This window comes from Enterococcus sp. DIV1368f, assembly GCF_051712245.1.
Classification (GTDB): domain Bacteria; phylum Bacillota; class Bacilli; order Lactobacillales; family Enterococcaceae; genus Enterococcus; species Enterococcus faecalis.
Genome location: NZ_JBIOON010000001.1, coordinates 644,592 through 665,076, shown reverse-complemented (window position 1 = coordinate 665,076; position 20,485 = coordinate 644,592). Strand labels below are relative to the sequence as shown.

The window sequence follows — 20,485 nt, the reverse complement described above, 5'->3', positions numbered from 1 at the left end:
TGATGAAAAAGAAACTCAAGTTAAGCTTACTCTTCTTAAGCAGTTTACTTTTATTGGCAGGTTGTTCTTTACCTGGTCTCGCTTCAACTTCTGATGATAACACTGTTGCCATTACAGGTGGGATTACTTCAGAAGCGCAAATTTTAGGGAGCATTGTAGCGGATATGGTTGAGCATTACACAGATAAAAAAACAAATGTGATTAACAACTTAGCCACTACTACCATCAATCACCAAGCAATGTTAAACGGAGATGCCTCAATTTCTGCAGCTCGTTATACTGGTACTGACGTGACCACTACGCTTGGCTTACCAGCGGAAAAAGACCCTAAAAAAGCGTTCAATCTAGTTCAATCAGAATTTGAAAAACGTTATCAACAAACTTGGTTCCCTTCATATGGGTTTGAAAATACTTATGTATTCTTAGTTACAAAAGAAACGGCTGAGAAATACAATTTAAAAACAGTCAGTGATTTAGGGAAAGTCGCAGACAAATTAGTTGCTGGTGTCGATACTGCGTGGATCACACGTGAAGGCGACGGTTATGAAGGCTTTAAAAAGGAATACAACTTCCAATTTAAATCTATTTTACCAATGCAAATTGGCTTGGTGTACGATGCAGTCAACGCTGGAAAAATGGACGTCATCTTAGGTTACTCAACAGATGGCCGGATTGGTAGTTACGATTTAGTCATGTTAAAAGATGACAAGCGCTTCTTCCCGCCTTATGATGCCGCTCCTGTGGTTAGTGACAAATTATTAAAAGAAACGCCGGAAATTAAAGATGTATTAAATCGCTTAGATGGTAAAATTTCTACCAAAAAAATGCAAGAATTGAACTATCAAGCAGATAATGATTTAATTGAACCTGCGGTCGTAGCCGAACGTTTCTTAAAAGAAAATAACTATTTTGAGGGGGAGTAACAGATGAATAATATGAATTTATTCCAACAATTTATCTACTATTTCCAACAAAATGGCGGCTACGTCTTTCAACAATTTTTACGTCACTTTTTAATTTCGATTTATGGCGTAATCTTTGCTGCAATTGTCGGGATTCCTATCGGGATTATGATTTCACGTAAACGTAGCTTAGCCAACTGGATTATCCGTTTAGCGAACATTATCCAAACAGTACCAGCTTTGGCAATGCTTTCGATTTTAATGTTGGGAATGGGCTTAGGCGTCAACACGGTGGTTGTAACGGTCTTCCTTTATTCTCTCCTACCAATTATCAAGAATACGTACACTGGCATGATTCAAGTGGATCGCAATATTTTAGATGTTGGTAAAGGAATGGGTATGACAAAAGTACAACTTCTTTATATGGTCGAGTTACCTTTATCTGTTTCAGTAATCATGGCAGGTATTCGAAATGCGTTAGTCGTCGCAATCGGGATTACTGCGATTGGTGCTTTCGTTGGTGCTGGTGGTTTAGGGGATATTATTATTCGTGGAACCAATGCCACAGATGGTGCTTCTATCATTTTAGTCGGTGCCTTACCAACGGCCTTTATGGCGATTATCACAGATTGGGTTCTAGGGATTATTGAACGGCGTTTAGACCCAGCTAGCAAACATTCCAATTAATAAAAAATGCAGAGCAGATCCAACATTGTTTCTTTTCAATGGGATCTGTTCTTTTATCTAGGAGATTAATAATGTCTAACTATACTATTATCGATTTAAACCAACAACCACACTTAATTCCGTCAGCTGCTCAATGGTTTAGCCAAAAGTGGCAAATCCCCGCTGAAGCGTATCAAGCAAGTATGCAGGAAATGCTAACTAGCGAAAACCACGTACCACATTGGTGGGTCTGCTTGAATAAACAGCAGAACATCGTTGCAGGCGTGGGCGTAATTGATAATGACTTCCACAATCGTGCAGACCTTACGCCAAACCTTTGTGCATTGTATGTCGAACCAACATTTCGTCACCAAGGCTTAGCAGGAATTCTTTTAACAACAGTTGGTGATTTTCTTGCTAATTCTGGATTTAAAAAGCTTTATCTGCTTACAGACCATACTACTTTTTATGAAAGATATGACTGGGAATTTTTGACAATGGTAACCATCGAAGAGCAGTCTTGCGCTAGAATTTATCAAAAACAATTACGTCAATAAAAAAATCTGCCATCAAAAGATGGCAGATTTTTTTATTTATTTTTTCAAGTGATAACTATAGGTAGCCACAATAATATTTTCCCGCCACGCTAAACGAATCCGCAAGCGTAAACTTGTTTGGTTATGCAAAATATTTTGCCAACGTTTATTTGGTACAAATTGTGGTACTAAAACTGTTGTACTGTAGTTATGCTTCGTGGCATTTTTACTAACTAAATCAACATAACGTAAGATAGGGTTTTGCAGTGAACGATACGAAGAGTGGACAATTGATAGACGAACGTCTGGGAAGTGTTTTTTAAACTCTTCCTGAATTTCTTTTTCCTTCTCAACATTTTCATCCATTGAGACATGCATGGCAACGACATAATCGCCAATGGAACGCGCATAATTCAAGGCGCCGACATTTGCCTTGGTTACGTTCCCTACTAGAACAATAACTGTATTCCCATCAAACTCTTGCAACTGTGCCCCATCTTCTAAACGTAGCTGTTCCGCCACATTCTTATAGTGAGTATTGACCCGATAAAATGCATAAATCAACACTGGCATAATAATAAAGAACGGCCAGATGTCCCCTAATCGATAAATAAACAAAATGGCGATAATCGCGAAAGAGATAAAGGCGCCGACAATATTAGCAATTGATTTTGGCAACCAATTTTTAGTTTCTTTTCGCCATTTTACAACCATCCCCGATTGAGACAAAGCAAACGGAATAAACACACCAATTGAATACAATGGGATTAAACGTTCTGTGGAACCTTGGAAAATCAATAATAAAACAATGGAACCAGCAGCTAAAGTTAAAATACCATTTGAATAGCCTAAACGGTCGCCACGATCCATATACATATGCGGCATAAACTTATCTTTAGCTAAGTTATAAGCCAAAACTGGAAAGGCTGAGAATCCTGTGTTAGCGGCAACCGCTAAAATTAAGGCTGTCGCAAACTGTAATAAATAATATAAAATATTTTGACCAAAGACCGCTTTCCCAATTTGTGAAAGAACTGTCACTTCTTCTTTTGGCACAATCCCATACCAATAGTTAATAAATGTAATCCCCACGAAGAAGAACCCTAAAATCGTTGCCATTAACGCTAACGTCCCAGCAGCATTTTTTGCTCGTGGTTTCTTAAAGAATGGCACTGCATTACTGATTGCTTCAACCCCTGTTAAGGAAGAAGAACCAGATGAAAAAGCTCGTAAAACTAAGGCAATAGAAATTCCTGGAACCACGGCTCCTGGTAAAGCTGTCGCATTCAATGGCTGTGCACCAGTCACAATTTTAAATAGCCCAACAACAATCAGTAATGTAATAATTGCGATAAAACTATACACTGGCAACATTAAGAACGAAGCAGATTCTCGCAGGCCTCTCAAGTTCATTAAGGTAATCAATATCACAATCCCAATAGAAATTGCTACTTGATGACCATATAACGCTGGAATCGCCGATATAATCGCCTCTGCGCCCGCTGAAACTGAAACGGCTACTGTTAGCATATAATCGACTAACAACGAACCACCAGCCAATAAACCTGCATTTCTGCCGAGGTTTTCACTACTAACAACGTATGCACCGCCGCCATGCGGATACGCATGAATAATTTGTCGGTACGACAATGTTAAAGAAATAAGTAAAATAATAACAAATGCAGCAATTGGCAATGAATACCAAATCGCAGCCGCCGACAAAGTAACCAGAACCACCACTATTTGTTCTGTACCATACGCAATGGATGAAAGTGCATCAGAAGATAACAACGCAAGCGCTGCAAATCTGCTTAATTTATGTTCATCATTTTCGGCTGATTTCAATGGTTTCCCAATGAACAGTCGTTTTAAATCCGCCATTTTTTTCTACTCCTTTTCTCTAGAGTGACCCGCTCACTTTTTTCATTATTTTTTATCAAACAAATCCATATGCTACGCTTCTCACAATGAAAAGTCAATTGATTTTTGTTACTGAAAAAGATAAAAAAATCACCATCTTTTTTTAATCAGACACTCATTTACAGTCCCCCGCTTCCTTTATCTTATCAAGAGAATCCAGATAACAAAAGGATTTGCATTCTCTAAACAAAAAAGCGAGAGCTAAAAGTCTATTTGACCTTTTGGCTCTCACTTAAAAACTTAGTTAATTATTCCTTTTTATTGTAACAAGTACGTATGATCGAAGGTAATTTCCACTTTATAACGACCAATTTTTTCATAAACTTGCCGTTGAATTTCCACACCCAATTCAAATTCAGATAATTTTGATTCTGTAGGCAAAACCAAGTCGAACAAAATCTTCGGCTCTTCACCATGGGTAACTAAGCGGATATCATGGACTTTTAAAGACGCATCAAAAGAACGAATAATCTTTTTGATTGTTTGATGAACAAATTGTTGTGTTGGGTCATATAAATTCACTGGATCAATATGACAAACAAGATTAACATCCAACTCTTCTTTAAACTTCGCTTCAATCGCATCGATTGTCTGATGGGCCTTGTTTAAATCCCAGCGATCATCAATTTCAATGTGAACAGACGCAAACGTTTGGCTAGGACCATAATTATGAATCAGTAAATCGTGATACCCTACAATTGTTTCCATTTTTGATAAGACATTTTTCATTTCATCAATTTCTGTTTGGCTCGGACGCATGCCCATCAACTCATTAATAAATTCGCGAATTAACTGCAACCCACTATAAATAATATATGCGGCAATTAAAAAACCAATATATCCATCAATTCGCAAACCAGTAACGCCTTCAATAAATGCAGAAACCAAAACAGCTAATGTAGTATAAACATCATTGAAGCTGTCCTTAGCAGAAGCAACTAATGCTTGAGAATCAATTTTTGCTGATACTTTTTTGTAAAACAGCCCTTGCCAAATTTTAATCCCAATTGATAAAGCTAAAACAGCAAATAAAATGGGTGTCACCTTGATTGATTCTGGATGCAGGATGCGATCCACGGAGGTCGTTAGAAACTCAAACCCAATAAACGTAATCACTAATGATACAAGCATTCCACTAATATATTCAAAACGTTCATGGCCATAGGGATGTTCTTTGTCCGCTGGCTTACCGGCAATATAAAAACCGACTAATGTTAAAACTGAAGAAATAGTATCGGACAAGCTATTAATGGCATCTGCCATGATTGAAACACTACCTGAAAGCAAGCCAATCATAAATTTACTAACGAATAAAAATAAATTAGAAACAAGCCCAATCCGCCCGGCAAAAGCACCGAATGCTGTTCGTTTTTCCAATTTACGACGTTCAATTTTTTTCTCATATCGTTGAAGCAATGCTTGAATCATTTTACAACCCCTACCCACTTTTTATTTCTTAAAAAAATACTATAAAACCTTTTTATACATTTGTACACAAAAAACCTCACTTTCTGAGGGAGATTTTATTATTTAGCATTGCCAAAAAGTCAAAAGCAAGAGCCCCCAAAACTTCTTTGTTAGGGTTACCTTGAAAATAAAGAAAAACAAAAAGCCGAAAACGCTAGAGACGTTTTCAGCTTTTTGTTTTTTAATGGAATAAATGGCTCTTTTGTGCTAAAGCCGCAAATTTTTTCGATCTGTGTTCCAGATGTGGATAAAGAATTGCGCCGCCAATACTAAAGACGACTGAAATCCCCACCATAATCCAAATTGCAAACCAAGCATTTGGCCAGTAAATGCCTCCTGCTGATTCCCTTAGCAAGTTCACGGCATGCGTAAACGGCAAGAACGGATTAATCATTTGGAAGAATTTACCTGAGACTTGAATTGGGTAGTTCCCACCCCCACCAGAGATGGATAGTACCAAGATTATTATCGCAATTCCTTTCCCTACATTGCCAAAGAGAGCAACGAGCACATAAACCATTATCATAAACGTAATGGCAATCAATACCGCAAACCAGACACTATACGCTGGATTACGAACATCTACGCCTAACGCAAAGTAATTACCTAAGGTTACAATCAGTGCTTGACCAATCCCCATGACAATGAAGGTAAACATCCGTGCTGAAAATTGTTCCCGTTTAGAGAAGCGTTTTTTATCTTTCCCTTCAAGATAAACATCTGTTGTCGCAACACTTGAGAATAACACAGCGCCAACCCATAAACACAAAGCTGTATAGAATGGCGTACTTGCCGAACCATTATTAGCAATCGGATAAACAGCATGTTCTTTGACTTCAACTGGTTGTGTAAAGAAGTCACTTTCTTTATTGGCATCTAATTTTAGTAATTTAAGAATTTCGCCTAAGTCAACTTCTTTTTCACCTTTACGGATTGCATTCGCTGCTTTGTGTAATCCTGTTTTGATATTTGGCCAATCATTAATAATTAGCTCGTTGGCTTTGTCCAAGGCCGCTTCAACATCTGGCATTTTCTCATTGACTGTTTTCAAGGTATTCGTTAAATCTTTTCGGATACCTGGATAGTCATTTTGCATAAAGGCTGCCGCTTTGCTGACTTTGTCTTGAATGACTGGTAAATCGTTTTTATACAAATCAGCACCACGATTAATGCCATTGACAATGGTTTCCATATTGCCATTCAACATCGTATTCGCATCATGAATTTCTTGTTTAATTGCCGGCATTTCGGCTTGATATTTTTCTAATAAAGAAATCGCATTAGTGACCGTTTGACTTGTTGAGCTCAATAATCCTTCAAAGTCAATTTGTTGTGCTTTGTTTAGTTGACCTTGAGCATTTTGGATGGTAGCAATTAATTTACTTGTGACTGTATTAACAGTGTTACTAATTTCATCTGCTTTAATTGCTCCAGCTATCCCAGCAATATTTTGCGCTGCTGCATCAATTTCGTCTAGCAATTTCTTTGCACTTTGTAAATCATTATTCTGTACATAGTTATTTAGTTCATTTAATCGATTACTAAAATCTCCTAATAGAGTACTTAAATTAGTAAGTTGACGAATAGTCTCATCTAAGTCATGATTACCGGCATTTTCTTGAATCTTTTGCATAAATTCTATAAGATTACTAATTGCTTGCTGTTGCCGTTGGATATTAGTTGTGAAATCTTGTACTACTTCATTAATATGTTGTTTTTCTTCTGGCGTTAACTGTCCATCATCTAACGCTTGACGAATAGTCGCGACTACAGAAGTTGTTGTTGTAGCAACTTGCTGGATAGATTTCAAAGTCACTTCAACGCTATTCGTAATGCTTGGTAACGCCTCTTGCAATTTATTGGCGCCATCTAATGTAACATTCCCTAAATCATTGGCTTGATCACCTAGTTTACGAATATCTGGTAACGCCGTTTGGACTTGTTGAATGATTTCTAATCCTTGTTTTGCTTCTTGGATTCCTTCGCTCATTGTTTGTTCCACAGAGGCAAAGTCTTCATCAATCATAGCAATTTGTCGGCCAGCGTTTTGAATTTCTGGAATTTTTTCTTGTAACGTCAAAATAACACTAGCTTGTTCTTTGATGCTTGGCATTTTGCCATTTAGCTCAACAATCTTCTCTCCTAAAGCATCAACTTCAGGTAAATATTTCATCGCATCGTTGGCTTTCGCTAATTTTTCTTTTAGCTCAGGCATCTTACCATGTAAGTCTGTGACTTGTTTCGCGTACGTGTCAATGGTTCCAATGTTGGCATCTGTATCTAAAATCATGCTCTTAACTTTTTGAATGCTGACCATGTTTTTATCAATATCATAGCCAATATCATTGAATGTTTTGATTAACGTACTACTTGCCGTTTTAATGAATTCTTCCGAAATTTGTGACTGAATGGAAGAAGCGCCTTTTGACGTAATTTTCGGTGCAATTGCATTAATTTTTTCGTTAATTGAGTATTCAATTTTAGGTTTATTGATATCACCAGAAGTAAAACTTAGCAAATCTTTGGAAAAATCTTTAGGTAAATAAATCCCGGCAAAATATTTTCCTGATTGGACTCCTTTGTCTAATTCCTTTTTCGAATCAACAAAACGCCAACCTAATTGCTTGTTTTTCTTCAAGTTTTTCAAGACTTCATCACCAATATTGACCGATTTATCTTGAAAAGTTGCTGTTTGGTCATCACTATAGACCGCTATTGGTAACTCTCCTGTATTTGAATACGGATCCCATAGTGCTTTAATGTTAAACCATGCATATAATGAAGGAATAATCATTAAGGCAACAATCAAAAATGTTGCTACTGGGTTTTTAAAAATTCTTTTCCAATCTAAAATAAATAGTTCCCATGTATTTTTTATATGTTTCATAAAATCACCTGCTTTTTTTTGTGCCTGAATAACTTTAGCATAAAATACAAGAGAATAACAAACAAAAGCTTGAATGTTACGACACATTTTTAAAATGTCGTAAGTTCAAGCTAAGATTGTTTATTTCATATTTTTAGAAAATTCCGAAACGACTTGTTTAACTTCATCAATGGCTTCTGGTTTTAAATAAGCCAAAAGTTTTGGTGCTTTTGTCATCAAGTACATTTTATCTAATTTGCCTGTTTGTTGGCGTTCAAACATTTCTGCAAGTAGCGCTTGCATTTTTTCTTTTTTATCTTCTTTTGTTCGATCTAGTATGAACGTTAAGAATTGTTCTTGTCCTTCTTTCATTCCCTATCCCTCCTTACAAACAGATTCTTTTCTATTATAAAACTTCTTTTTTAGAAAGGATAGTCCTTTTTTTAGGATCTATGATTTTGTATACAGACTTAGCATATCTTTTTTGGCGGATAAAGGTAAGCCGAGTCCCTCTTTTAAATAGCCCTCTACCGAACCAAATTCTTTTTCAATCGCCTGTAAAGCGGTCGCTAAGTACTCTTTTTTCACATAAAGCAGTGTTTCTAATTGTTGAATTTCTGCTGGAGGTGTTCCATTTGCTTGGTATTGTGCAATAATTTGCTCGTTAGCAGCTTTTCTTTGCTCGTTCGTCTTTAAATAATCTTCTAAAATATAAGAATGTTCCACACCTAAAGCACTTAATATCAAGGCTGCGCCGATTCCTGTTCGATCTTTTCCTGCGAAACAATGAAATAAAATAGCTTCCTGTGGATAACTTAAAAAGTTTTCAAAAAATGTTTGGTAACCTTTGCGCCCCGAATTGGAAAGAACCATTTCTTTATAAGCCATGTCCATTGCTGCATCGGGTGAACCAACCGTTTTAAGCATTCCTTCTAATGAAGCGGTCTGCGCCTGAATATCGGCCAAAATGTCTATATGTAAATAGTTGGTTCCTTGAATTGAATCATCTGGTCGTTCTTGCGTTTCTGCTGCACTTCTAAAATCATAGATTCGTTTAATTTGATAGTCCTCTACCAGTTTCTGTTGATCCGCTTGTGCAATATTGACGAGTTCACCACTCCGAAAAAAATGCCCTGTCTTGACGGATGTACCTTGTTGCGTTGGAAATCCTCCAATATCTCTAAAATTTACTACGCTGTTCATGTTCTGTCACTCCTTCATTTTAATTATTTTGTTGTCATTTAAATACTTTGTTTTTTCTTTTTATTTCTTTTTCTAAATGATAATAAAAAACACTTCAAAAAACAATCTTTTTATCAGTTGTTTATTGCCATTTTATCATAGATACAGTATTCTTAAAAGAGAGGTGAGCAACGATGTTAAAACGAGATTTTTTAGAAAAACCGTATGATTATATGAATGATATTCTATTGTTCCTATATAATAATAAAGGCCAAGCGACACGAAATGAATTAGTAGATTTTTTCAATATTAGTTTACCAACATTGAATGAGTATCTTTCTTTTTTAGAACAATTTTTGAAAGAAGAGCAACTTCAAGAAAGCCTCACCGTGACTGTACTAGGTGATACCCTTTATCTAAATAAAGCGCCAACCTTTTCCATGAAAGCAATGATCATGTTGTTCTTGAATAAATCTATTAAGTTTCACATGGTTCAGCAACTCTTTCATAAAAATAAAATAAATGGCGGGTATTTTCAACAGAATTATGCCATCAGCTCTGCTACCTATTATCGAAAAATCGTTGAATTAAATGACTTACTCAATGAGTTTAATTTATGTATCAAACGAGGAAAACTTATCGGCGAAGAAAAACAAATTCGCTTTTTCTTTTTTAATTTTTTCTGGTTTATCTTTGAAGAAAAAACAGATTTAGAAAAAGAACTGGCCAATCAATACCTAGGATTAATCGAGATATTACAAGAAATCCCCAGAATTACCTTTGACCATACAGAAATTCTTCAAATTAAGCTTTGGATGAAAATTTCTTTTCGTCGTATGGTTTTAGAACCTCTGCCAACGATTAGTCCGCATGATGTCCAACTCGATCGACCTTTATTTGAAGAAATTAATTTATCTATACATACATATATGAAAAGAATCGACCGTCCATATACAATCAATGAAGCCTATATGTTTTATGACTTTTTTTGTTCCATGCATAATTATTCTGCGAATGCTGCTTTCGCCTTTCGTTTAGCAAAACAACAACGAATTGAAAAAACGTATCTTAACGAAATGAACCGGGTTATTTTAACATACCTTAAAGCACGTGGTTATTTAGCCCATTACGCGCTACCTATTCGGCTACTTTATATTGAAAATTTACTTTTCCAATTACATGCGCAACTCTACTATTTTTCAGGATTTATTTTACCCTTTGATTATTGGACGATTCAGTCACTTTTGAAAGTCTTACGTCATCCTTTTAGTGAAAGTGAAGTTTACGAATTAGTGGAAATTGCTACAACGAACTTTGCCACAGAAGCCACTACTTCTAAGTACCAAAATCAATTTACTGAAATTAATTATACGCTTATTTTGAATCACATTGCTGAATTAAATGAAAAAAAAATAACCATTGGCGTTTATCACTCACTGAGCAGTGCTTATAGCGAGTTGGTAGCACAAAAAATACAACAGAGTATCGCTGGAAAATATCCGCTGAAAATTGAGCCTTACAACGCAGAAAACCATTATGATTTGCTTTTAATGAATACCAATAATGAACCGCTCGTTGCCCAGTATGACCATTACTATATTTTTTCGGATATTAGTAATCGTTATGACCTGCAATCAATTGAAAAAATCATTCAATTGTTATTGGGCAAATAATTTCCAAAAAAAAGCTTAAGTACCCTACTCTTAGATGGCTGACTTAAGCTTTTTATTTTACTTTCCCTATTTCCTTAAACGGCGCCATTTTAAATACCACGATTCCTTCAATCGCTTGTATCTCGACAAAGCCGAACGTACGACTATCACTTGAATGCGTACGATTGTCCCCTAAGACAAAGTAATGACCGGCTGGAATCTTCTGAAACAGGCGAAGTTGGGCAGCCGCTTCTTCTGATAAGTCAAAACGACTGGCATTCTCAGGCAGTGCCTCATTATCGCTTGCTATAGGTTCTTCTGAAAGATAAACTTTCCCCTCGTTTACCCAAATTCGATCACCAGGAACCCCGATAATTCGCTTGACGTACGTACCTTTGTTAGCTAGCGGTGCTTTAAATGCAATCACATCGTATCTTGTTACTTGCTTCGTCCGTTGTACTAAGACTCGTTCCCCAGCGTTAAGCGTCGGCTTCATGGATTGCCCAGCAATTGGGTAGCTAGATGTCTTTAACACAAAAAAGAACACAAAAATGGCGAAAAGAATAGCTGGCATAAAAAATTTAACGACTTGGATGCGTTGTTTCTTTTGGTAGGCTTGCCGCTTTTTTTTAATCTCTTCAGCAGTCATTTTTCTTTGTGGTCCTCTTATTGATTGATGGTTATCTGTTTGCTCAAGCAAATATTCCATTGCTGTGTTAGTCTTTTGCTTTTTTAGCTGATATGTCGCAGGCAACTTTTGCATCAAGAAGGCGCGCTTAATGTGGCGAATTGTTCGCATAACTGACTTTATCCATTCTTCCATCGTTTTCTTAAAAGGAAAAGCTCCTTAAATAAACTTTTCCTTTCTTTACTCCTTTTTTCTATTTGACTAATTGCGTTCCTTTTTTAATATAGCTACTACGTAACTGGTTTTCCTTCATAAACTGATTCAGTGGTTTCTGAGCATCTTGTGCCAGCTCCCAGATACTTTGATTTGCTTGTACAAGATATTCGCTCTTCTCTGTTACTATGTTTTTTCTGACAAGCGGTTGATTTAGAGACTGCTCTTCCTTTGAGACAGCAGCAGCCTGTAATCGTTCTTCAGAGCCACTTAGTGTAACAGCTAAAAAAAGGACCCCAAGACAATGTAGTTTCCTTGCTCCCATTAACTTTTTACTGACCATTTTATTAATAGTTATCTTGTTCAAGACGTGTCAGTTTAGTTAAGCGTTCCTCTAATTCGCGATAAATCTCAAGTACTTCTACTTTTGATGCTTCGACTTCATTCGAAATACTTTTCGCTCGGTTACCAATATTTAACATTTCTAATTCTGCGGAATTGATTAGGTGTTTTGCTTCTACTTTCGCTTCATTAACAATCCGATTAGCTTCTTTTTTGGCAGAAACCATCACTTCGCCAATTTCTTGTTGCGATTTTAAAGCCTCTTCTTGTAATTGCTGATTTTTCATTAATAAATCGTTAATTTGCTGTTTTGCGCGTAGCAGTTCTGTTAACTGCTCACTACTCGGTTCAATATTTTTTGAAACGGCTTGTAGTGTCTTCAATTCTTTTTGAACTTGTTCTAAATTGTCTTCTTTGGCCTCTACTTCTTTTCTTAGAGCAGCTAATTCCCCTTCGTAAACTTGCTTTTCAGCAAGATGTTTGTCATTGACACCTTGTAGTCGACCTAGTTTTACTTCTGCTTCATTTTTTTGTTGTAAACTATTTTGAAGCTCATTCTTTAACTCCTCCATGCGTTGTTGCACAATCACTTCTTGTTGGGCAGCCTCTTGTAAGGTTTGTTTTTCGGCTTCTACTTTTTGTAATTGTACAGTTAGTTTTTCAATTTGTTCCTGCAATGCTTGTTGAGTCATTGTGCTTTCTTCTAATTCTGTCGTTAATGTTTCTACTTGCTTTTCCATTCCTGTAATATCTCCTTTTTTCTCCAACTTTCCTTTTTCTTCTGCTAACTGGTTGCGTAATGTTTGGATATGTTGTTGTTGTTCAGCCGATTCTTTTTCTAATTCTGCCACTTGCTGCGTTAATTCACTTTCTAAACGTTCCATTTGATTATGTACAGTGGTTAATTGTTTTTCTGCATTTTGCAGATTTGTTTGAAGAGTGGTAGCCTCTGTCGTGGTTTCACTGTTCGTTTCCAGTTGCTCTTCCAATTCAAAAATTTCATGTTCCTTTTGATTTAGTGTTTCAAGTAATGCCTGATTTTTTTCTTCTAATGCTTGTTTTTCCGTTTCTTGTTGGTTCTTTAATTGCTCATTTTCTTCTTGAAGTTTTTTAAAGGCTGTTTCTTTTTTCTGATAGTAGGCGAGCCTTTCTCTTAACGTCGCCATTTCTTTTTCCTGTTGTTCCGGTTTGATTCCGCTAATTATTTTTTCTGGTTCGAATCCTGGCTGAAAAAAGACTTCTTTTTCAAGCGTATCATCCGAAATATCTTTAATTTTTTTAATTAAACGTCTTTTTGTCATATCTATGTCCTTTCTCTCATCCTTTTAACTAATCACGACAGGCTCCAAATTTGTTTCCAACGTCTCACGAGCATACGTATCAATGGATTTGACAAGGGTTTGCTCTTGATCTCGATAAGTAAAATTAAAATCAATCATGGTGATTTCTTTGACTGAATTCAACGCTGCAATAAGTGCTACAATATTGTCTTGGCCTGTTTGAAATTCATGGTAACTTAAGCCGACTGAAAAAACAGACAGTGTCAAGGTTTGTGTTTTTTCACTTCTAATTATTGTGATACTCGTCTCTCCGAGGTAAGGACGCCATTCACGCGCTAATTGTAATTCATAATTAGTCAAGACAGCGGTCGATTCTGCCGAAACAGCTTGCTTCCAGGGAAACTGGTTTAAGGCTGTTTTTTTAATTTCTTGTTTTTTTATTTTGTCACCTTGAGTAGCTTGGCCCTGTGCCAAACGCTCGATCCGCTGTTCCATGCGGATATTTCGTTGATTTAATTGATAATATGTATAAACAATTCCTAACAATAATACGCTAAGTAGACAAACACTAAACAATAAATAAATCATTAAACGACTATTTTTCTGATACTTATAGAAATTTATTTTCCTCTTTAATGTCCTGTCCTCTGAATCCAGTTTTTCGACAAGTAATCGCAAATACAATTGATAGCTTACAAATAAAAATAAGCAACTACTCATTAAAAGTACAACAATCATCATACAAATATAATCTCCTTTATGTCATCACTCGACAATCAAAACTTGTAAAATCACCTGTTACGCTCTTTAAAAACTCTATATAGTATTGATTGTAACATTCCGTTTGAGCCTTGCCAACAACTTTATTTAAAATAAGATGATAAAAATTTGAATTTTATATTTATATTTTAATTTTTTAAATACAAAACAAAAAAACAAGAGAGATGCCACTTGGCTATCCCTCTCGCTTTTACTCAAACTATGTTTAGCAAACCAAATTCAATCAGTCGCTTTTTCAAAAATTCAATTCGGCTTTGTTGATTTCATAGTAGCTATCGTTCTTTATGTAGCTGAATTTGCTTTTGCTGGGGCTGAATCGCTACTAAGTCCAACACTGATGCCTAAGGCACGATCAACTTCTTCCATAATATCAAGTCTCAAATGACAAACTTTTTCTTTCAAGCGGCCCTTATCGATTGTTCGAATCTGCTCTAAAAGAATCACTGAATCTTTTTCAATGCCTGTTTCATCAGAATTAATCCCGATATGTGTTGGCAATTTTGGCTTTGCCATTTTGGCTGTGATCGCCGCAACGATAATCGTTGGGCTAAAATGATTACCTAAGTTATTTTGGACAACAAGGACAGGTCTGACGCCACCTTGTTCCGAGCCCACTACTGGGGAAAGGTCTGCAAAATAAATATCTCCGCGTTTGACCATAGTGGAACCTCCTATCTAGTTATATTCTCTGGGGATTCTTTGTGAGAAAGTACATGCAACTTCATAATGAATGGTTTCTAATTTTTCGGCTACCATTTGTAACGTATTTTCTTCATTGCCATCTTTTCCAACTAATGTAACGACTGAGCCGACAGGAACTTCTTCTGCTAAACGAATCATACATTGATCCATACAAACCCGTCCGACGATTTCGCAACGCTTGCCATTCACGAGCACTGTAAATCCTTGGAGATGACGCAACCAGCCATCTGCATAGCCGATTGGCACTGTCCCAATCCATTCTTCAGCTTCAGTTACGTAGGTTTCGCCATAGCCAATCCCTTCACCAGCCGCTAAGTGTTTTACATGGATGAGTTCACTGGTCAACCGCAAGGCCGGCTTTAACGCATAGCTTGGAGCCAGCTTATTACCTGAAGGGTTCAATCCATACATGGCTACCCCATAGCGAATCATGTTTCCTGGCACATCAGGATGCCATAACGCTGTCGCACTATTGCTAACATGGACATACCGAGGTAACTCTTTTAAAACTGCTAGAACAGCCTTAAAACGCCCTGCTTGTTTTTCAAAATAGCTTGTATCGATTTCATCAGCTGTTGAAAAATGAGTAAAAATACCTTCCCATAAAAATTCTTTGTGGGATTGAACAAACCTCACTGCTTGCTTAGTCTCTTCCGGGGTTAAAAAGCCAATCCGTCCCATGCCAGTATCGACTTTTAAGTGAACACGTAATGGCGTGTTACTCTCAGGCGTTAGTTGTTGAAGAGCAGCTTCTAACCATTCTTGTGTAGCTACCGTTACAGACAAATCATATTGAATCAACAAAGGCACATAAGCTAAGTCTACCACACTCAAAATTAAAATGGGGTCCTGAACACCTGCTTCTCTCAATTCAATTGCTTCATCCAATAAGGCGACACAAAAACCTGTCGCGCCACCTTTTTTCGCCGCTTTGGCGGTTTCTACGGCGCCATGCCCATAGCCGTTCGCTTTTACAACCGCAAATAAAGCAGTTCCTTCTGGCAAACGTTGACATTCCTTTTGGACATTTTCAGTAATTGCTTGCGTATCGATATGTAACCGTGTAGGACGATGCCATCCAACGACCATTGTACATCCTTCTTTCTTCGTTGCTTCTATTATTCGCTTTCTAAAACAATTTGTGCAATCGCCATAGTATCTGTGTGCGTAATCGAGACAAACACTTTACCATTATGGGGCGAGTTTGCTACGTACGGTGCACCTGTTTTTTCAGTCAATACCTCAATATCTTGTAAACCAACCTTGCCAATCCCTGTGCCCCATGCTTTAGAGAACGCTTCTTTACAAGCAAAACGACCAGCTAAAAATTCTATTTGACGTTTTGTAGATAACTTTTCAAAAAGGGTCAATTCGTTAGGTGTTAAAACCCGTTGAATAAACGATCCTTGTTTTTCAACAATCGGTTTTATCCGACTTAATTCTACTGCGTCAATACCAATTCCCTTTATCATTTTCCGCCTTACTTCCTATTTAATATAGTTACTCCGAATTACCTTTCATTTTAACAAAATTTCAAAATTTTTCCACTGATTCGCTAAAAAAATAAAGAATGTTTTACACGATCCTCACACAAATTGAAGTACCATACGTTTTCTTCCTATTTACATTTTTATAAAATTTTTCTGAATTTTTATAAAAGTAAGACAACAACTAAGAAGCATCGGAAAAAAATCAGGAAACTAAGCGGATGTTCTAATATTTTATAGCAAATTTTGGCTACTTATGGGAGAATAAAAAGAAAAAGGAGAAAAATGTATGACTTTAACTTCTCGGCAAAAAAAGTTGCTTCGTTGCGCCCTGTTTATTTTTACTTTGTTGCTCTACATATTTCCAATCTTCTTTAAAAATCCCAGCCTATTTTTTCTCTTGCAACTGGTTTGGATCGTAACCATTCATTTGCTACAACAAAAACTGAAACTCTTCAATCTAACTTCCCCGTTGAAAACTTGGATAATTTTGGCGTTTTTCTTTTTTTATATCATTTTGATGCCTTTTTTACTTTTTTTGAGTTTTTCTATTTAACGATTATCTACCAAAAAAGAGCGAGTATTCCGTTCATAGACGGAACACTCGCTCTTTTGATTATTTAGCGTTTTCGCGAATGACGAAACCACGTTTTTTATCGTTATGACGTTTACCGCCACGTTGATCTTTATTTTTGCGGTCGCTATTTTTGTAATTACGGTCGCCATCTTTATGGTTTTTGTTGCCACGATAGCTGCCACCTTTACCATTGCCACCACGGTTGCGATTACGGTTGTTCCCACCGCCACCACCACGGCCATTTTTGTTAAAGCCTTTTTTATTTGAAGGCAATGGACGTTCTGGGGTAATTTTTACAGGAACCGCATCTGCTGGATCTTTCGCTACTGTTTTTAATAATAACGCAGCTAAGTCTGTCGCTGAATATTTTTCTAATAACGCTTCAGCAGATTCTAGATATTTGTCTAAACCATTTTCTTCTAGATCACTTTCGATGGTTTCAACAGCTGCACTTAATTGTCCTTTAAATGCTTCTTTTTCGGTTGGTGGACGTAATGGTGTCATCCGTTTTTTCGTTAGGTTTTCGATGACATGTAAGTAACCCATTTCGTTTGGTGTTACAAACGTCACAGACATACCGCCTTTACCAGCACGACCTGTCCGACCAATACGGTGAACATAACTTTCTGGATCTTGTGGAATATCGTAGTTATAGACATGGGTGACACCTGAAATATCTAACCCACGTGCTGCTACATCTGTTGCCACTAAGATATCTAAGTTACCATTTTTGAATGAACGTAAAACGCTCATCCGTTTTTGTTGTGATAGGTCGCCATGGATGCCTTCTGCTTTGTAACCACGCGCTTCTAACCCGCGGGCAAGTTCATCAACACGGCGTTTTGTCCGACCAAAGACAATGGTCAATTCTGGGGTTTGCACGTCTAGTAAACGTGTCATAATGTCAAATTTTTCAAAGTCTTTTGAACGTACATAATATTGATCAATTAAATCAGCCGTCATTTCTTTGGCTTTAATCTTCACATGTTCTGGTTGTTTCATGAATTTCACGCCAATATTCTTGATTGCTGGCGGCATAGTTGCTGAAAATAGAAGTGTTTGACGTTGTTCTGGCACTTGTGAGATGATTTTTTCAATGTCTTCCAAGAAGCCCATGTTTAACATTTCATCTGCTTCGTCTAAAACTAATGTTTCAACAGTTTCTAATTTCAAGGTACGACGGTTAATATGGTCTAGTAAACGTCCTGGTGTACCTACAACGATATGTGGACGATCTTTTAGTCCACGGATTTGGCGACCGATATCAGCCCCACCGTAAACGGCTTGGACGCGAATCTTTTTATCGCGGCCTAAACGGAATAACTCTTCTTGTGTTTGGATAGCCAACTCACGGGTTGGTGCAATGACTAATCCTTGAATAACGCGGTTGTCTGCGTCAATTTTGTTAAGCATTGGTAAGCCAAAAGCAGCGGTTTTCCCTGTTCCTGTTTGTGCTTGTCCGATTACGTCTTTTCCTGCTAACGCTAACGGAATTGTTTCTGATTGAATAGGGGTTGCTTCCTCGAAGCCTGCGCGTTCTACCGCTGATAATAATTCTGGCGCTAAACCAAGTTCTTTAAATTTCAAATGATATCCTCCTAGATTTTGTTTCGGAAAGAACGATTTCTTCCTAGTTTCAGGTGTCTTCACTTTCAGTTGTTAAAAAGAAATCCATTATAGTGTGCCAACTATTTCTTCTTTCCTGATTTCACCGAAAAATTCACCTTATGGCATTAGAAAAGCCAAACGTGGTCGTTCAGCTTCACATTTATTATTAAACATAGAAATAGATCTATTTTATTTACTACGATTCAATTTTTCTCGTCATCTTCCGGCAATAGGTCATTCTATCATAGAATCCTATTTTCAGCAAGTTTTATGAAACTTATTTACTTTTCTAAAAGTGCATCGATGACTTCACGAAGTCCCATCCCGTTACTTCCCTTTAAAACCACCATATCTTCTGGTTGTAAGACTTTTTTGACAGCTTCAATCAACTCATTTTTTTCTTCTTTTTTAAAAGAATGAATGTTAGCTGGTGCATAGGTTTCTTGCAATTTATCAGCTAAATAAGCCATTTCAGAACCATATAAAAAGACTTCTTCAATCGCATCTGGGGCTAAATGCTGCGCCATTGCTTGATGCATGGCAGCAGAATCAGGACCTAATTCCAGCATGTCTCCTAAAACAGCAATTCGTTTTCCTACTTTGGACATTTTGCTAAAACTGTCCAGAACAAGACCCATAGCTGTCGGATTGGCATTGTACACATCACTTAAAATTTCGGCACCATTCGCTGCTTTCAACCATTCTGTCCGATTCTTTGTTAGTTCCGCTGTAGCCAACCCTTTTTGAATCTCACTATCCGTTAATTGGAAATACCGACCAATCCCGATTGCGATTAATGCATTGGTGACATTATAGGTTCCTGGCACTGGAATCGTAAACGTCATTTGTGTATCACTGATTTTGAATGAGGTTTGCTCTTTGGCTTCATTTGTGACGATTCCTTGAAGTTGACTTTCCTGGCTAAAACCAAAAGTAATCACTTGTTGCGTGACTTTTTCCACCAATGGTTCTAGCAAAGGTTCATCGCTTGGCACAAATAAACTACCGTCTTTGGCTAAACCATCTACGATTTCCATTTTTGCTTGTGCAATGCCTGCTCGTGAGCCTAAATTTTCCACATGGGCTTCGCCAATCATTGTGATGGCGGCAACTTCTGGCTGAGCCAGATTGGAAAGAAAAGAAATTTCCTGAGCGTGATCCATGCCCATTTCTAAAATCAGTTTTTCTGTTTCATCAGGCATGTGTAAAATAGTATAGGGTAAGCCAATTTGATTATTGTAATTGCCTTGCGTTTTGTAAGTCACAAACTTTTCAGATAACACAGCAGCAATTAAATCTTTAGTGGTGGTTTTTCCATTACTACCAGTCACAGCGATGACATTCGGTTGCATTTTATTTAAATAATAGGTAGCTAATTTTTGCATAGCAACCAGTGGATCAGTAACATGCAAAACAGGCCATTGTTGCGGTGCATCGACTAAATCCTGTCCCCAAAAAGCGGCCTGACAGCCATTAGCCATGGCACTCTCAATAAAACGATGACCATCATTTTCACCTTGTAAAGGAACAAAGAGGTTTCCTTTCACAATTTTACGACTATCAAATTCAATGCCTGTTAAAGGAAAATCAGGCCATTGTTGCCAATCATTACTGGCTTCAACCGCTTGCGCTACTTCCCAGAAGGTTAATTTCATTATGTTTTGCTCCTCTGACACA

The 20,485-nt window shown here is 37.1% G+C and carries 19 protein-coding genes; 5 read left to right on the top strand and 14 right to left on the bottom strand.

Annotated elements, in window-relative coordinates; translation table 11 throughout:
• Positions 1-2: 2 nt before the first annotated feature.
• The 3 genes from IGL07_RS03305 to IGL07_RS03295 all read left to right on the top strand — a co-directional run bounded on the left by IGL07_RS03305 (position 3) and on the right by IGL07_RS03295 (position 2,125).
• Positions 3-923 (top strand): osmoprotectant ABC transporter substrate-binding protein, encoded by a 921-nt coding sequence (locus IGL07_RS03305; protein WP_002355743.1) that lies wholly within the window; start codon positions 3-5, stop codon positions 921-923.
• A gap of 3 nt (positions 924-926) precedes the next feature.
• A complete protein-coding gene (locus IGL07_RS03300) occupies positions 927-1,589 on the top strand; it encodes an ABC transporter permease (protein WP_002363261.1) in 663 nt (220 codons plus the stop codon).
• 71 nt (positions 1,590-1,660) lie between these two features.
• Complete coding sequence (locus IGL07_RS03295; protein WP_010817100.1) at positions 1,661-2,125, top strand: GNAT family N-acetyltransferase; 465 nt, start codon at positions 1,661-1,663, stop codon at positions 2,123-2,125.
• Positions 2,126-2,161: 36 nt separating this feature from the next.
• Here IGL07_RS03295 and IGL07_RS03290 read toward each other — a convergent pair whose 3' ends face one another.
• The 5 genes from IGL07_RS03290 to IGL07_RS03270 form a co-directional block, all read right to left on the bottom strand.
• On the bottom strand, positions 2,162-3,985 hold the full coding sequence (locus tag IGL07_RS03290; RefSeq protein WP_010817099.1) for an APC family permease: 1,824 nt from the start codon (positions 3,983-3,985) through the stop codon (positions 2,162-2,164).
• Positions 3,986-4,282: 297 nt separating this feature from the next.
• Positions 4,283-5,452 (bottom strand): cation diffusion facilitator family transporter, encoded by a 1,170-nt coding sequence (locus IGL07_RS03285; RefSeq protein ID WP_002391646.1) that lies wholly within the window; start codon positions 5,450-5,452, stop codon positions 4,283-4,285.
• A gap of 220 nt (positions 5,453-5,672) precedes the next feature.
• Positions 5,673-8,378, bottom strand: a complete 2,706-nt coding sequence (locus tag IGL07_RS03280; protein ID WP_010817098.1) for a YhgE/Pip domain-containing protein — start codon at positions 8,376-8,378, stop codon at positions 5,673-5,675.
• 120 nt (positions 8,379-8,498) lie between these two features.
• Positions 8,499-8,729, bottom strand: a complete 231-nt coding sequence (locus IGL07_RS03275; RefSeq protein ID WP_002355737.1) for a hypothetical protein — start codon at positions 8,727-8,729, stop codon at positions 8,499-8,501.
• Positions 8,730-8,807: 78 nt separating this feature from the next.
• The gene (locus IGL07_RS03270) at positions 8,808-9,560 is read right to left on the bottom strand and encodes a tyrosine-protein phosphatase (RefSeq protein ID WP_002366263.1); all 753 of its coding nucleotides are present in this window, start codon (positions 9,558-9,560) and stop codon (positions 8,808-8,810) included.
• Between the two features lie 173 nt (positions 9,561-9,733).
• On the opposite strand from IGL07_RS03270, the gene IGL07_RS03265 reads away from it, so the two are divergent.
• Positions 9,734-11,212, top strand: a complete 1,479-nt coding sequence (locus IGL07_RS03265; protein ID WP_075575555.1) for a helix-turn-helix domain-containing protein — start codon at positions 9,734-9,736, stop codon at positions 11,210-11,212.
• Positions 11,213-11,264: 52 nt separating this feature from the next.
• Here IGL07_RS03265 and lepB read toward each other — a convergent pair whose 3' ends face one another.
• From lepB to acpS, 7 genes are all read right to left on the bottom strand, one after another.
• On the bottom strand, positions 11,265-12,014 hold the full coding sequence (lepB, locus tag IGL07_RS03260; protein WP_025189490.1) for a signal peptidase I: 750 nt from the start codon (positions 12,012-12,014) through the stop codon (positions 11,265-11,267).
• A 58-nt stretch (positions 12,015-12,072) separates the two neighbouring features.
• Positions 12,073-12,399 (bottom strand): hypothetical protein, encoded by a 327-nt coding sequence (locus tag IGL07_RS03255; RefSeq protein WP_025189489.1) that lies wholly within the window; start codon positions 12,397-12,399, stop codon positions 12,073-12,075.
• Positions 12,380-13,675: a hypothetical protein gene (locus tag IGL07_RS03250; RefSeq protein WP_010817094.1), complete on the bottom strand. Its 1,296-nt coding sequence runs from the start codon at positions 13,673-13,675 to the stop codon at positions 12,380-12,382. Before IGL07_RS03250 ends, IGL07_RS03255 begins: the two co-directional genes overlap by 20 nt.
• Positions 13,676-13,699: 24 nt before the next feature.
• A complete protein-coding gene (locus IGL07_RS03245; RefSeq protein ID WP_104879630.1) occupies positions 13,700-14,395 on the bottom strand; it encodes a hypothetical protein in 696 nt (231 codons plus the stop codon).
• 321 nt (positions 14,396-14,716) lie between these two features.
• On the bottom strand, positions 14,717-15,094 hold the full coding sequence (locus IGL07_RS03240; protein ID WP_002355729.1) for a type II toxin-antitoxin system PemK/MazF family toxin: 378 nt from the start codon (positions 15,092-15,094) through the stop codon (positions 14,717-14,719).
• A gap of 15 nt (positions 15,095-15,109) precedes the next feature.
• Positions 15,110-16,225, bottom strand: a complete 1,116-nt coding sequence (gene alr / locus IGL07_RS03235) for an alanine racemase (RefSeq protein WP_010817092.1) — start codon at positions 16,223-16,225, stop codon at positions 15,110-15,112.
• Between the two features lie 29 nt (positions 16,226-16,254).
• Complete coding sequence (acpS, locus tag IGL07_RS03230) at positions 16,255-16,608, bottom strand: holo-ACP synthase (RefSeq protein ID WP_002355727.1); 354 nt, start codon at positions 16,606-16,608, stop codon at positions 16,255-16,257.
• A 304-nt stretch (positions 16,609-16,912) separates the two neighbouring features.
• Here acpS and IGL07_RS03225 point away from each other — a divergent pair, with 304 nt between their 5' ends.
• The gene (locus tag IGL07_RS03225; RefSeq protein ID WP_025189488.1) at positions 16,913-17,179 is read left to right on the top strand and encodes a hypothetical protein; all 267 of its coding nucleotides are present in this window, start codon (positions 16,913-16,915) and stop codon (positions 17,177-17,179) included.
• 60 nt (positions 17,180-17,239) lie between these two features.
• Here the strand turns inward: IGL07_RS03225 and cshA are convergent, their stop codons facing one another.
• Both cshA and IGL07_RS03215 read right to left on the bottom strand, forming a co-directional pair.
• Positions 17,240-18,787, bottom strand: a complete 1,548-nt coding sequence (cshA, locus tag IGL07_RS03220; RefSeq protein WP_002355724.1) for a degradosome RNA helicase CshA — start codon at positions 18,785-18,787, stop codon at positions 17,240-17,242.
• Between the two features lie 302 nt (positions 18,788-19,089).
• Positions 19,090-20,463: a UDP-N-acetylmuramoyl-tripeptide--D-alanyl-D-alanine ligase gene (locus IGL07_RS03215; RefSeq protein WP_010817091.1), complete on the bottom strand. Its 1,374-nt coding sequence runs from the start codon at positions 20,461-20,463 to the stop codon at positions 19,090-19,092.
• Positions 20,464-20,485: the final 22 nt, after the last annotated feature.

Bases quoted from the DNA above. Each gene is read 5' to 3' on its own strand.
- IGL07_RS03285 (WP_002391646.1), bottom strand. From the start codon at position 5,452: ATGATTCAAGCATTGCTTCAACGATATGAGAAAAAAATTGAACGTCGT.
- IGL07_RS03240 (WP_002355729.1), bottom strand. From the start codon at position 15,094: ATGGTCAAACGCGGAGATATTTATTTTGCAGACCTTTCCCCAGTAGTG.
- IGL07_RS03265 (WP_075575555.1), top strand. From the start codon at position 9,734: ATGTTAAAACGAGATTTTTTAGAAAAACCGTATGATTATATGAATGAT.
- IGL07_RS03305 (WP_002355743.1), top strand. From the start codon at position 3: ATGAAAAAGAAACTCAAGTTAAGCTTACTCTTCTTAAGCAGTTTACTT.
- alr (WP_010817092.1), bottom strand. From the start codon at position 16,225: ATGGTCGTTGGATGGCATCGTCCTACACGGTTACATATCGATACGCAA.
- IGL07_RS03270 (WP_002366263.1), bottom strand. From the start codon at position 9,560: ATGAACAGCGTAGTAAATTTTAGAGATATTGGAGGATTTCCAACGCAA.
- IGL07_RS03215 (WP_010817091.1), bottom strand. From the start codon at position 20,463: ATGAAATTAACCTTCTGGGAAGTAGCGCAAGCGGTTGAAGCCAGTAAT.
- IGL07_RS03225 (WP_025189488.1), top strand. From the start codon at position 16,913: ATGACTTTAACTTCTCGGCAAAAAAAGTTGCTTCGTTGCGCCCTGTTT.
- IGL07_RS03300 (WP_002363261.1), top strand. From the start codon at position 927: ATGAATAATATGAATTTATTCCAACAATTTATCTACTATTTCCAACAA.
- acpS (WP_002355727.1), bottom strand. From the start codon at position 16,608: ATGATAAAGGGAATTGGTATTGACGCAGTAGAATTAAGTCGGATAAAA.
- IGL07_RS03250 (WP_010817094.1), bottom strand. From the start codon at position 13,675: ATGACAAAAAGACGTTTAATTAAAAAAATTAAAGATATTTCGGATGAT.
- IGL07_RS03275 (WP_002355737.1), bottom strand. From the start codon at position 8,729: ATGAAAGAAGGACAAGAACAATTCTTAACGTTCATACTAGATCGAACA.
- IGL07_RS03280 (WP_010817098.1), bottom strand. From the start codon at position 8,378: ATGAAACATATAAAAAATACATGGGAACTATTTATTTTAGATTGGAAA.
- IGL07_RS03290 (WP_010817099.1), bottom strand. From the start codon at position 3,985: ATGGCGGATTTAAAACGACTGTTCATTGGGAAACCATTGAAATCAGCC.
- lepB (WP_025189490.1), bottom strand. From the start codon at position 12,014: ATGGAAGAATGGATAAAGTCAGTTATGCGAACAATTCGCCACATTAAG.
- IGL07_RS03295 (WP_010817100.1), top strand. From the start codon at position 1,661: ATGTCTAACTATACTATTATCGATTTAAACCAACAACCACACTTAATT.
- IGL07_RS03245 (WP_104879630.1), bottom strand. From the start codon at position 14,395: ATGATGATTGTTGTACTTTTAATGAGTAGTTGCTTATTTTTATTTGTA.